This is a genomic window from Corynebacterium poyangense (assembly GCF_014522205.1).
Classification (GTDB): Bacteria; Actinomycetota; Actinomycetes; order Mycobacteriales; family Mycobacteriaceae; genus Corynebacterium; species Corynebacterium poyangense.
In genome coordinates, this window is record NZ_CP046884.1 from 828,039 (window position 1) to 840,769 (window position 12,731).

The 12,731-nt window shown below is 50.1% G+C and carries 10 protein-coding genes and 1 tRNA gene; 8 read left to right on the forward strand and 3 right to left on the reverse strand.

Annotation, left to right across the window (positions count from 1 at the left end):
• Positions 1-116: 116 nt before the first annotated feature.
• From sepX to GP475_RS03930, 6 genes are all read left to right on the forward strand, one after another.
• On the forward strand, positions 117-1,226 hold the full coding sequence (sepX, locus tag GP475_RS03910; RefSeq protein ID WP_187975343.1) for a divisome protein SepX/GlpR: 1,110 nt from the start codon (positions 117-119) through the stop codon (positions 1,224-1,226).
• Positions 1,227-1,293: 67 nt separating this feature from the next.
• Positions 1,294-1,366: transfer RNA gene (locus tag GP475_RS03915), tRNA-Ala, on the forward strand.
• A gap of 897 nt (positions 1,367-2,263) precedes the next feature.
• Complete coding sequence (locus GP475_RS03920; RefSeq protein WP_187975344.1) at positions 2,264-2,860, forward strand: NADPH-dependent FMN reductase; 597 nt, start codon at positions 2,264-2,266, stop codon at positions 2,858-2,860.
• A gap of 2,044 nt (positions 2,861-4,904) precedes the next feature.
• Complete coding sequence (locus tag GP475_RS03925) at positions 4,905-5,228, forward strand: MFS transporter (RefSeq protein WP_187975345.1); 324 nt, start codon at positions 4,905-4,907, stop codon at positions 5,226-5,228.
• The gene (locus tag GP475_RS12645; RefSeq protein WP_394367407.1) at positions 5,225-5,809 is read left to right on the forward strand and encodes an MFS transporter; all 585 of its coding nucleotides are present in this window, start codon (positions 5,225-5,227) and stop codon (positions 5,807-5,809) included. Before GP475_RS03925 ends, GP475_RS12645 begins: the two co-directional genes overlap by 4 nt.
• 52 nt (positions 5,810-5,861) lie before the next feature.
• The gene (locus GP475_RS03930; protein ID WP_187975346.1) at positions 5,862-6,008 is read left to right on the forward strand and encodes a hypothetical protein; all 147 of its coding nucleotides are present in this window, start codon (positions 5,862-5,864) and stop codon (positions 6,006-6,008) included.
• 2,680 nt (positions 6,009-8,688) lie between these two features.
• On the opposite strand, the gene GP475_RS03940 is transcribed toward GP475_RS03930, so the two are convergent.
• Positions 8,689-8,979: a hypothetical protein gene (locus GP475_RS03940; protein WP_187975347.1), complete on the reverse strand. Its 291-nt coding sequence runs from the start codon at positions 8,977-8,979 to the stop codon at positions 8,689-8,691.
• A gap of 29 nt (positions 8,980-9,008) precedes the next feature.
• Positions 9,009-9,806, reverse strand: a complete 798-nt coding sequence (locus GP475_RS03945) for a thioesterase family protein (protein ID WP_187975348.1) — start codon at positions 9,804-9,806, stop codon at positions 9,009-9,011.
• A gap of 189 nt (positions 9,807-9,995) precedes the next feature.
• Here GP475_RS03945 and GP475_RS03950 point away from each other — a divergent pair, with 189 nt between their 5' ends.
• On the forward strand, positions 9,996-10,418 hold the full coding sequence (locus GP475_RS03950; RefSeq protein WP_187975349.1) for a DoxX family protein: 423 nt from the start codon (positions 9,996-9,998) through the stop codon (positions 10,416-10,418).
• Positions 10,411-11,094, forward strand: coding sequence for a zf-HC2 domain-containing protein (locus GP475_RS03955; RefSeq protein ID WP_187975350.1), 684 nt, complete (start codon positions 10,411-10,413; stop codon positions 11,092-11,094). Before GP475_RS03950 ends, GP475_RS03955 begins: the two co-directional genes overlap by 8 nt.
• Positions 11,095-11,128: 34 nt before the next feature.
• On the opposite strand, the gene GP475_RS03960 is transcribed toward GP475_RS03955, so the two are convergent.
• Positions 11,129-12,688: a dolichyl-phosphate-mannose--protein mannosyltransferase gene (locus tag GP475_RS03960; protein WP_394367408.1), complete on the reverse strand. Its 1,560-nt coding sequence runs from the start codon at positions 12,686-12,688 to the stop codon at positions 11,129-11,131.
• Positions 12,689-12,731: the final 43 nt, after the last annotated feature.

The following is a 12,731-nucleotide window of genomic DNA, read 5'->3' on the forward strand; positions in this document are numbered from 1 at the left end:
CACATAGCTTTTCTTCCTCACCACGGCGCGCCGCCATCCTGTTACTCCTGTGACGACTTATCATCGGAAAGAACTTATCTATTTGCAATAATCCCGGTGAGGAAGGCGGACATTCCATGCCCGGTGGCGTCGCCATCATTTTGATGATCGTGCTCTGGCTGTTTGTGCTGGCACCACTACTATTGCGCGGCCAAAAACCCATTCGCAAAGCTGGCGAAGCCTTTGATGAGACGCGGGTGGTGTTTGAAGGGGATTCGGGAGAATTGCCAGCTACTCGGCGTCGCCCGCGCTTGAGTTCCTCCGATGTGCGAGTGCATCATGATGACCAGGATCAAGACCTAGAAGTGGTCGATTCTGAAGAAGTAGTTATTGAAGACTCCACTCCTAATTCCCGCATCGGCCGGCTGTTTAGCCAAGCCTTCCGACGTGGAGAGACCAGCGAGAACGCAGAACACACCGCAGAGTTAGAGCCAGAATATATCGACGGTGATGTGGTTCATGAGCTAGAACCTGCCGCCGATTCCCAGGAGGACGGACCGGCTGAGGAAGAAATCAGCCAGGTTGGCCTGGAAGAAGATCCAGAAGAATCCACCACCTACGCTTATGATGATGCCTACACCGGTCCGGCTGATCTCCTAGACCCGCGTGCTGCCGTGGACAACACTGAGGATCCGCATAGCGAAGAACTACCCGAAGAACACGAGACCACGAATGACGACCTCACTGCAGAAGAATTAGAGTTTGCGCAGCGTCGGGCTCGCCGAGGAGGTTGGGATCCAGAAGCCGCAGCACAAATCTCTGCCAGCCGCTACCAGCGTCGTCAACGCACCCTTATTGGTTTAGGAGTGTTACTGATCCTCGGGATTGTCGGAGGTATCGTCCTCGGTAGTTGGGTATGGGCACTTCCCCTGGTTATAGGTGCCATCGCTACAGCATACTTAGCAGCTTTAAGGAACCAGGTAAGAGCTGAAGAAGCATTGCGGGCTCGACGTATCCGGCAATTGCGGCGGGCACGATTGGGTGTGCGCAACACTGCAGACGATGATCTTCCCTTGCCTCGTCAATTGCGCAGGCCGGGAGCAGTGGTGCTGGAAGCTGATGATGAAAGCCCTGACTTTGTGCAATTGGACACCGTCTATGCGGAGGATATTCTCGGTCCTGAGCACGAAGACTCAGACTCTGCCCGGCCGCGTTTTCGAGTCCGTGATGGCTTAAAAGCCGGATAAAAACTCTCGCCAAGAGCTGGGGATTTTCCAAAATCCGCAAGGGAGGAGTAACCTCAGTGGCGACAGCGGGGCTATAGCTCAGTTGGTAGAGCGTCGCGTTCGCAATGCGAAGGTCAGGGGTTCGATTCCCCTTAGCTCCACAAAGTACCCGCTCATTCTGATAGACAGCCCGGCATGGTTGGGTGGTAGTCAGGATGGGCGTTTTGTTTGTTGGTGCAGGTTTCAGGGGGTTTGCCTGTGATTATGCCGCATAATCCCGGAGGGAATTGGCCGGCGATTGTGCCCCAACGGCGAGCGTTCAAACACGTCAACCTCACGAGCCTGGGGAGCGTATATTTCTTGTAAGGAGAGAAGGTTATGGGTAACCGGATTTCATTGATCAGACCATCTGCCTAAAACACGGGCATCACGATCCTTAGCTCCTGCAGGCCGGTCTGTGATCCGGCTACCTATCGGGGTGATAGACATACTTCAGTTGCAGGCGGGAGTCGTCGAATAAGGGTTACAGCCGGTGCGTGTTGACCGCAAGGTTGGGACAGTTGCTGTTTCGTAGCGAAATATCACACTGGACGTAGCCACCGCATAGCCTGTGCAGTCGCTTCGGTATGAGTTAAATTTGTGGCCTCCCCGAACGCGTCAGCACGCAAAATCTGGTCTGTCAAGACCCGCTTTTTATGGCCAAGAAGCTTGTCCTAGAGATCTTGGTAGGCAAGCGGTACCAGCGCGGATACGGTCGCGGCTTTCGACAATCGCATGGTTCCAAAAACGGGTGCACGCCACTCCTAAGCCACGAAGGCAGCTCAACTTGAGTGCATGTGAAACTGTGGTGAACTAGAAAGAGGACCATTAGCATAGTATTGATGCTAAAAACCGAAGGTAATATTACGGCCACGCCTAATATTGGCTCTGGCGTAATCTTATCAGTTAGACAAATGCGTAATTCGTCCAAGGGACTCGATTACTCTCTATTTAATCCTTTTTGGGGGTAGCATCTTTTATTTAATTCTGTTGAGAATAGCATGAAAGGCATTTCTCCGATGAACGAATTCTCCTCCAAAATCGGTGTAGGTGAATGTGGTGAGGCCCGACGGCCAATTATGATCTTGGCGGGAAGCCACCGCATAGGCTGGCACACCAGCGCGCTGGCTGCGGAAGCGGCAAGACAACTTAGAGAAAAAGGGCATAGTGTTGATTTTGTCGAGGTCAGTGCTTTAGATTTGCCGATGCACAATCCCGAAGATCACCAGAATCCCCACGCATCAGGCGACTCAAGAGTGCGTGGCTTCGCCGATCGAATTCAGGCTGCAAGCGCTTTCATATTTGTAACTCCGATATATCATGGATCCTATTCCTCTTGGCTAAAACGAGTGATCGACCACTTTACTATTTCCCTGGTGCACGATAAACCGATGGCGATCATGGTTCACGGGGGCGGTCGTTTCAGCGGTTCTGCCATTGAGCATCTTCGCTCTATTTGTGTCAACTTACATGGTCGTTTAATCAATACTGCCGTAGCGACAAACGTCGGAGACTTTTCTGCTGACAATGGAACTTTGAGGGTTTCAAACGATATTATTGTCGGCAGGGTGGAGCGGGTAGTCGAACAAATAAACGCCGAAAACATTCGATCCTGATGTATTCAGCAAGACTTTCTGAATATTCGGTTGCTAAGGAGAGAACGCCCGTTTTGGTCGCGGCGGTTCCAGAAGAACGGAATCAGATACCGTAGGTTTGATAGTACATATAGTTGAACATCTGCTTTGGAACCGGCTTGTTAACAGTAATTCTGGTATTAGCTTTAGTGGCCCTACCATCAAAAACCTAACCCTCTATGAGTGTGTTTGCCCTAGTGAGCAATTTCAGGACGATGAAAGCACCCTGAGGGAAGCTCTGTTAACGCCACTTTATTTCACGCAAAAAGAATTAGACTCGGGGTTGAGCGTGGTCCAGGTTGAACAGCACAGTCAAATTAGTTGTTCTTCTATTCTTAGAATGGTAGAAGGGAACCGATCTATAACCTCTGATGACATTTTAGTGTTTCATCAGACTTACTACGCGACTAGTAATATTCGCGTTTAAAGTCCCGGTCGCTACTAGCAGAACAGCTGATGAATGTTGTAATGAAGCAGAAGCGTATCGCATTTTTGCGGGGAGGGGGATGTTTTACCAGATTAAAAGGGTAACGAAACTAGTTTAGTTTTTCCAACCGGCAACTTCGGTCGCTGGCGTTGTCTTAATTCTTGACCTAGCTCGCCAGGTACATACCGGAATAGGATTAAGGTTTAATGTTCCTGTCAAGCAGCTATCGTATGTCGTTGGGACTGTGCAAGATGTTAACTCTAAGGTGCAAGTATTTGTTTATCGCGGTCGATTAGCTTATTTCATCGCTTTTACGCCAGAATCGTCTTGGCCAGTAATCGCCGAATGGCTTCGTTCACATCTAAAACACCGGTGTGCGTTCGATTGCTATCGGTTTCTAGATCTTGTTAAAGAGATCTGTTGGCAAGTGTTTTGGGAGGTTCTTATTAATGGAGGCTATAAGCAGTTGGACCTGGCGTTAAAGTCACGAAAGCTAGGCCGCTGGTGTGAATCAGATTTTCTCGATACCGATGGTTTACGATTATTAGGATACTGAAGTATTTGAATCGATCGTCATTTTACTTGATACCCTCGCTGGGTCCTTTTATGATATCCCTGCGGAAAACAATGATCCATGCGGAACTCTGGCTCTTGCTAGTTGATCCTCGATATGGATAATCTCGCACGCGCAACTTTTATACGGTTTTTCATCTGTCAGTGTCGATTCAAGAGTGGCTTTTAAGCGTGGAGTTCTTGGTGTAATCGCCGTTCCTCTAATAGAAGATGACCCTTGAATCTTTGACCGAGTTTGAAAGGCGTGCGTATTCCCTATCGACACCGATAGCCACATACGCATCTATGAAGATCGGCTTTTGCACGAGGCGTTGTTTTTGCCTCCGTTTGTTTCTGACGCAAGCGGTTCCGGGACCAGTTATCGCCGTAAGCGATAATTGGTTCTCTGTCGATTCTCTAACTATGGTGTTTGGTTCGTGGGAGCATCAAACTTCTAAAAGGACTTTCTAGAAAGTACTCTACGGCCGAACGTCCAATCTTTGGGTCAGCGTGATTGTTTTTGCCTCTCTAGTCAAGTTAGCATTTGGCTGTCCCCGCTCCTGTCAGAGACAATGAGTTTTACAGAAGCGCTTACTTGCATCGTATTTCTCTTCCGTTTCGCGTTCCCTCTCTATTTCTGCTTCGCGGGAAATATTCAGCAGTATATGGCGTCTCCTGTGGTTTTAGGTCTAAACTGGGTGCTGGTTGGCTCCATTGTGAGATAGTCGTTGATGTCGGTGGATGTCCGAGTCCGATTGTTCTTTTCCCAGATGAACTGAGACGTCTACGGAAATTCGAGATACCGGACAGTGACTTACATCGCTTGGTTTAATTAACCCTTGTTCGAATTATTTGATCCCTTTCGGATAACAGGGAGAGATGCACCAATGTCGTTTTCAGTGTGTTGTTTAAATTACCCTTGAATCAACACTTAACCATAGAGGATAGGTTTCGCTCTATCTCTGCTATCGATGTACAACCTGCGGCTAGTTGTTTCGATATCACCAGAATTGTTTCTGTTTTCCAGGACGTTGGAGGTGCCTAAAGATGGGAATACAACAGATCAGTGTACTGAAGCATAATGGATTCGGTTTGCTCGCGGGAAGCGCTCTGCTGTCGCGATTGGGCGATATCGTGGCTGGGCTCGGATTTATCTACCTCGCATATCGGCTCACGCAGTCTCAAACAGCGCCTACAGGGGTTGCCTTGGCGGAGGTTGTACCGTACCTCCTATTTGGTTTGATTGGTGGAATTATTAGTGATTCTCTTCCCAAACTTCGAGTCATGACCGTGGCCAACTGGTGTCGTGCTGCAGTAGAGGGAACCGTGGTAATTGCCCTGCTTCTTGACGTGTTTCCTGTGTGGATGTGATTGTAGCTCCATTTCTTTTGCAGCTCGGTGGGGTTATATATAACCCGTGCAGCCGCGCGACGATAGTGCATATCGTGGAGTCGGATCGCCGTGTAGCAGCCAATTCTGTCATGTCGCTAATTGAAAATGTTACGTCTATAATTGCACCTTTTCTTGCCAGCGCGATCTTGCTATTTGATGAGTTTCTGTGGATGTTCTTTGCTTTTGACGGGTTGAGTTTCGTTCTGAGCGCCGTTTTGTTATCCAGGTTGGGCAGTTCAGCGCGGTCGGATGAACTGCTAACTTCGCCCCCGGTAGCCGACGAGTCGTCGAGTGTGATAAGGACTGCGGTATTTCGAGTTAAGGTATTCTGGAGCGGTGTTGGAACCAGTAATACTCTAATTTTAATCTTCATCTCCACGTTCTTTGCTGTGCTTTGCGGAACGTGGGCCTGGCGCATGGGTACCCTGTTTATTAGTGTTCCTAATCCTGATAGTCCCACCTGGTTTTATTCTTTGTTGTTGGCTATATATGCAATAGCTGGAATACTCACCGGTTATTATCGTCCACTCCGACCGTGGCGGACAGTTCAAGTCCAATAGATACCTGCGCTTACCAAAAGATCACGGCCTGGTCGGATCCATGGAAAGAGTCGTGTCTACCGGTGACACCGCTGCGATGGAGTCGTTTTCCCTCCACTGCAACTTGGGTGTGCTCAACACCAAGAGATGGGCGAGTGGTGAGGAATTGGGTATTGCGGTCATCACCTGGGTCGAGCGTTGCGACCATCACCGTCGCTGACAAAAACACCTCGGTCAACACACCCCAATCGAATAGGTAGCAATCAATAAAGAGCAGCCCTCCATGCTGTATAGAACTGACACCTAGATCTGCAGAAGACTGCCCCAGTAGTGGTTAAGATCCGCGAAAACCACCAGGTACCCCGAGAGCGGTGGTCTGGAGCGCAAACAAAGTCCAGCCTACGCCTGCATCTCAACCGAAGCCGAAGAATAAGCCTCCTCCTACGAAGCGCAGATCAACTACTACACTGCCGATATTCACGGACGGGCTGAGTAGAAGTTCGCTGGCAGGTACGCAAATGGAGGCATCACTGGCACCTCCACGAAACACTATGAGGGATTCAAAACCATGATCGCCGGCGCTTTAGATGGAAAAACCGATCTTATCCTCATCAAAAGTGTCTCCCGTTTCGCTCGAAACACTGTCGACCCGCTCACGTATGTGCGCCAGTCAAAGATGCAGGCATCGAGGTGTACTTCGAAAAAAAGAAGACATCTGGATCCTGGACTTCAAACGCGAACTGCTCATTACCATCTTGAGCTCTCTGGCCCAAGAAGAATCGTGCTCTATCAGTGAAAACGTCACCTGAGGGCACCGCAAACGTTTCGCCGCTTGCAAGTTCATGGTGGCCTACACCTCACTGCTTGGATACAGCAGGGCAGAAGACGGCAATCTCGCTGTTGATCAAGGACAAGTCGTGATCGTGTGGCACGTATACGCTTGATTCTTCACAGACGCCACTCCACACACCATCGCCAATGAGCTCACCGCAGATGCCATCCCACCCCATGCACCCGCCACAGCTGTCCTGCATCCAAGAAGCGTCCCATGCAACCAAAATCTGCGTTGTATCAATATGAGCGTTTAAAAAACAATGTACCGACCAATTCTGATAGACAGACCGGCATGGTTGGGTGGCTGTCATGATGGGCGTTTTGTTTCTCAGGATGGGCGGTTTGCTTGTCAGTGCAGGTTTCAGGGGGTTCGCAGTTTTTGAACTCGCAGTTTGACGGGGGGCGAGCGAGGCAGCTCTGGGTGCTGCTATGAAGAGCCCACTAGCTGCCGAGGTGACCACTGGGGCGGTATCCGCTAAAAAATTCGGCAATCACATTAAAGATAAGAGGTTCATATCCAGTATCCGATTGGATACAAGTCTGTACGGGGTACTGCAATGACGACCGTGACGGGCATACCTAGCGCGAGAGAAACAGCCCCTTCAGAGTGCTTCGGAAGATAGTGTTTGCGGTCTGCAAGTGTTCCTATATTTGCGAGATTGTTAGCCGACTGTTGTGCCGCGGTGTGAGAATGGAGTGTGCTACCAGCACAATGTACACCCGCGATGTATCGCAAAATCCATTACGTAAATACCAAAGGATTGGTAGTGCATGGTCAGTGTAGCAGCTATTTTTCGTGTTATGACCCATAGCTAGGGGTCGTAACACATCAGTACGCCGGCACGAGGACAACGGCAGAAGATGTGGGAGCGAGCGCCGTCAGGCACCAGTGTCGCGTGCGACGAACGTTTATGAAAATGCACTGCAATAAATTTAAGTCTTGCGAGCCTGAAAGTCCTCGGATTACTATGTGACGTGAGACTAGTGAGGAGGGGAGAATGCAATTAGAGAACAATCTCAGTAAACATACCAACGCTTCGGTCAAGGGACAGTCGACAACTTCTGCCGTCATGGTCGTCGCAATAGTGCTTGGTCTGATCTTTATGGCTGTTGGCCTGCCACCCGTGGGGGGTGTGTGCTTTATAGTTGCGCTAATCTGCGCACTCACTATCGTGGTCAAAGCGTTAGATCAAAAGCTTCATAAATGAACCATCGCTGGAGCCTCAGAACCTGACTAAAGCCTTTGGCGGTTTTATTGCTAGGACCAGTTAATGTTGAATAACCTAAAGACAAAGCAACTGTTATTTTTGTTCTAAAAGGTGCAGGAAAAGGTACGCTAATCGCTCTTTTAATGGGGATAGCGGAAAAGATGAGGGTGAGGTGTTTAATAACCGCCTATTCACATGGGGTGGAGTATTCGAATAACCACTTTATCCTCCTCGCACTGGGGTTAAAGGTCAAAGTCGAGGCACTCCGTATTGTATCTAGCATAGCCCGTAATTCTGTGACTGAATTATTGATGAATACATTTTACATCAATGCTGCACTCATACATTTGCGAAGTTGTCAACCGGAAATAAACAGTACCTTTCGCTAGGTGAAGGTCAAAAGGGGTAAAACTCCGGAGTGAACCCATTGGGTATAAATGTGCTTTCCTGGATTTTGTGTGAGCATTTGAAGTATGGCGATTTACAAAATAGTCGGTTATCTATTGGATATCTCGCCTAGTATGTGAAACTCTAGTGATTATTTACGGATCACTATTTCTTATCTAAAGAGAATTTAGAGCGGATGACTTCTTAGTTCTTTGATGAGAGCCGTAAAATCACCTGGCTTGTTGATAATAATAGTTGGTGGGGAGTCGGGGTCTTTTGCCCATGATCTCATAGTTTTCCGGCGTCGGGAGAAAGTTGTGGCATGCCATAGCAAAATGGAATCGGGGGAGAAAAAGGTGCCATGAACGGTCTCGATATTTCCATTACAACATGGGGTGCGGTAAATAATCCTGCGCGTAGTTCTTGTGAGTAGTCGATAAAAAGATAATGCGCGGTGATAGTCCAACCCCACTATGACGTCGCACCTTTTGAGGACGTACGGTCTCCAACTGCTGTAGGCGCCGTCGATAATCCATCGAGGAGATTGGCAAATTTCTTGAGCAATAACTTGTTGCTCAGCTGGGGTGCGATTTCTCCAAGGGGCTTGATGGCGGGAACAAACCCGATTTCCTCATCCACATTGTGGACCGGAATCTTAAGAATTACTCCTAGCTGCTGGGCGGCGCTGGTTTTTCCGCACCCAGAAACCCCAAAAACCAGGATTCGATGGGCATCGCGAAGATGAGATATGTGTGCTTCCATGGTGCTGGTGTGCTCAGCCTGAGGTGGAGCTAGGGGATGCGCACCGTCAAACACTGAGCCATTACCCCAAAGGGCCCGTGTTTGTCGTGGAGGAAATTATGGGTTAGCCCTAAACCGGTGGGGCCGAAGTTAGCTCTAATATCGTGACCTAGCCAATCAGAGAATCCGTTTTCAACTTCATGAAAGTCAGGAACCCGAAAGAAGTGCGCGCTAAGGTCTACGTTGGGGAACATAACTTCTTTAGGGTTGGCTCTCAATGCCATGCCGTTGGCAATATCAAACATGCTGGCGGCGAGGGAAAAAGGGCTAGCTGGCTGGTCATCAACTAAAAGTGTGTTGGTGCGTACCCACATGTGGGCGCGGCCGGTGTCAAGTTCGGTGCGGAAACCTTCAAGAGTTTCTAAAAAGTCTCCTTGCCAATCTTGGACGGGGGCGAACGGTTGCATCTGGGAACGAGGGGTAATGGATTCTATAGCCGTCCCGGCAACTGCTTGGGTATCGCTGGACACCATAAACCAAATGTGAGCCTGAACAATTGTTCTTCCTTCGTGGAGTAACCGAACTTCCACGAGCTCAATGGTTTTACCTTTCCGAATGACCTCAACTTGGTAGTCATAAACATCAATAGGAACGACACCGTAGATTTCGTAAGTTACTCGGCCGATGCTGAGATGATCCGTCCGGCGGACCGCAAAATCTGTTTCGGCAATGTGGAGAATTAATCCTAAAGAAGGAGCTATATGCTGTTCTGACGTATTCCACGCCCCGGTTGTAGCCGAGGTAGCAGTGTATTGTTGAGCTCCTGTCCGGATGAAATAAGAATCCATGAGGACACTGTAATATGCTCGGGCCTTACTTGGGCAGCAATAAACTCATAATTCGCTTGTGCCTTGCCACAAAATTCCCCGCACCCCAGCTACCAACAGGGTCTGTGGTGAAGATAAAAAACGACGTCCACCTGGCAGTGACCACTCTCGGAAGGTGCGCCACCACCTGTGGCGTGTAATCTATAGGCCATGGATAAACCGGTGGTGAGAGATGCAGCCCTCCTCTTTTTTCGGGTAATTGTTGGACTCATCTTCATTGTCCACGGTTGGCACAAACTCATGATCAGTGGAATCACTAAAACCACAGGGCAGTTTTCTGCCTGGGGAGTGCCTCAGCCGAAACTGTCGGCCTGGGTTTCAGGATTAGCTGAAACCGTCGGCGGAGCCATGCTTGTCATCGGAATCTTGGCTACCTTTGCAGCTACTGGACTAGCTTTACTCATGGCAGCAGCAATTTACTTTGTGCACCTTGGTGCTGCCGGATTTACCCAACTGGGAGTGGAAGGCGGAAATAGTATTGAATTCCCCTTACTTCTCCTGATCAGCCTTGCCATGATTGTGGTTTTTGGTCCAGGCCGAGCTAGCGTTGACGGGGTGCTATCTCGTGCTTGATTGTGAGCAAATTCAGGCGGCAATCTCTGCCCGCTTAGACGGCGAACCCACCGGGATCCCAGACGATGTTATTGACGCACATGTTGCCGCTTGTCCGGAATGCCGTGCTTATCAGGAAAAAATTCTTCTATTGCATGAGAAATTCTCGTTTAAGGAAGATCCTGTGGCATTAGCGGTTTCCCAGGGGCCACGGCCCGACTTGGCGGACAGCATTCTTGCTGATGCAGAACCACAACTTCGGAAGCGGGCAACAACTCGAGCTTTAGGACTAGCACTGACTCGAGTGGCCTTATGTATTCTCGCCATCGCCTACGTGGGGTGGGCAGTCACCCTCTTGGCGCGTTCTACCAACTTGTCCCCAGAGGATCCCAACAATGCGTTTGTTGTTGAAGCAGCAGCGTTAAGAGTTGCGCTGGCCGTCGGACTCATCTTCGGAGCTTGGTGGCCTCGCCTTGTTGTTGGAATGCTTCCAGTTATCGGTACGTTTTTTATGTTCAGCGCTGGTCTAGGGATGAGGGACTTTGTGCTTGGCCAAGCCAGCGAGGAACAGTGGTTACAGCTAGTGATGCTGTTTATTAGTTTGCTGGTTTTGTTGTGGAGTTGGCTGAATAATTACGGGCTCGACGCTTTCCGACGCTACTGGCTCACACTAGGGTCCGGTAGTGCCGGCCCGTGATGATCATGAACGGGTTTTTAAGCAGTGCGTGGATCTATTGCCAGCTTGGAAGCCACATCAAAGATTGATACCACGAATTCGGGATAGGTAGTCCGTAGAGAATAGGGCTGAAATATATAAACATCGCTGCTACTAGCGCTAGATACAAAGCCACCGCTAAACCACCAGCGGTGAGAAATTGGGGGGAACCAGACTTATTGACCCCGTTGACTATCGCTGGGCCAGTGTGAGCCAGATGCCAGCATGCCAGTGCTATAAGACAGATTGTGAATGGTACTAGCGCGGTGGCGTAGAAGAAATACATCTGGCGATCATAAGCAGCTAGCCAGGGGAGAAATCCAGCAGCGAAGCCCATGAGCGGAACACCGTAGGAGCGTTGCCGTCGGATCAGGAAAAACCACAGTCCCCATAACAATGCTGGGACAGTAGCCCACCAGATAGCTGGCGTGCCGAACAGGAAAATTGCGTGGTGGCAGGCTTTTTCACCAGCCCAACAGTTTTGCTCTGAGGCTGAGGAGTAAAGAATCGGTCGCACGGCGGCTAGCCAGGCCCAGGGTTTCGAATCCCACGGGTGGTGGTGTCCTGAGGAACTTGTCAAGGAGCTATGGAATTCCAAAACGGACAAATGGTAATACAGCCAAGAACCAAGGGACTCCGGGAAATAGTGGAGCCAAGATTCTTCGGGAACTGTTCCATTACTGAGAGCGTGGCGGTAGACGGATGTCTCTGAGGAAAACCAGGCTCGCCAACTCCAGAGATACAGGGCGGCTGGAAGTACCACCAGGGAGGCCAAGGCAGCGGGAACATCACGGATTAAGGTTCCCGCTGTGGGGGCACTCACCCCGGCTTTGGCGCGAAGTCGAAGATCTCCGATAACACTCAGAAGTCCGAAGAATGCGATGTAGTAGAGGCCGGACCATTTTACTGAGAGGGAAAGACCTAGCATCACTCCAGCGAGAAAGCGCCACCAGCGAAATCCTAGACGTGGGCCGAAAAACCCCCACCGCACTGGAGGATGAGACCAGGCGTGGAAGATCCGGGCGGCGCATTGGCGGTGATCTTTCACTAATGCCCAGGCGGCAGTGACGATGAAGAAGACTTGGAAAATATCGAGCATGCCGAATCGGGAGCCAATTAGCAGCACGCCATCGCAGACAGCGAGGAAGCCGGCAATGGCTCCGACTTGCCATGAAGAACTTAATTGCCGGGCCAGTGCCATGGTGATGAGCACCGTCGCGCATCCAAAAAGTGCTACCATTACCCGCCAACCTGCGGGGGTGTAGCCGAATACTTCTTCGCCGAGGGCAATAAGTTGTTTAGCAAGGGGTGGGTGGACGACGAGTCCATACCCAGGGTTGGATTCAATTCCCCCGATAAGCGGATTGTGTTGGGATTCCACCATGTCCCAGGCTTGGGGGACATAGTGTTTCTCATCGAAAATCGGGGTTCCGGCGGACGTAGTTGCGGTAAGACCGGCGAAACGAGTGATAAATGCGAGAACACCAATGATGATGGTTGTTATCTGCTCTGGGCGCCCCCAAGGAGGAAGAGGAGTTAGGCGCACTGGACGATCAGGGACAGAAAAAGTTCTCACTCGGGTTATGCTACCGAACCGTGAGGAAGACTCGTGGCACACT

What these genes read in the sequence shown, in the direction of transcription:
- GP475_RS03945 (WP_187975348.1), bottom strand. Translation starts at nt 9,806, where the DNA reads ATGGATTCTTATTTCATCCGGACAGGAGCTCAACAATACACTGCTACC.
- GP475_RS03940 (WP_187975347.1), bottom strand. Translation starts at nt 8,979, where the DNA reads ATGGAAGCACACATATCTCATCTTCGCGATGCCCATCGAATCCTGGTT.
- GP475_RS03920 (WP_187975344.1), top strand. Translation starts at nt 2,264, where the DNA reads ATGAACGAATTCTCCTCCAAAATCGGTGTAGGTGAATGTGGTGAGGCC.
- GP475_RS03925 (WP_187975345.1), top strand. Translation starts at nt 4,905, where the DNA reads ATGGGAATACAACAGATCAGTGTACTGAAGCATAATGGATTCGGTTTG.
- sepX (WP_187975343.1), top strand. Translation starts at nt 117, where the DNA reads ATGCCCGGTGGCGTCGCCATCATTTTGATGATCGTGCTCTGGCTGTTT.
- GP475_RS03950 (WP_187975349.1), top strand. Translation starts at nt 9,996, where the DNA reads ATGGATAAACCGGTGGTGAGAGATGCAGCCCTCCTCTTTTTTCGGGTA.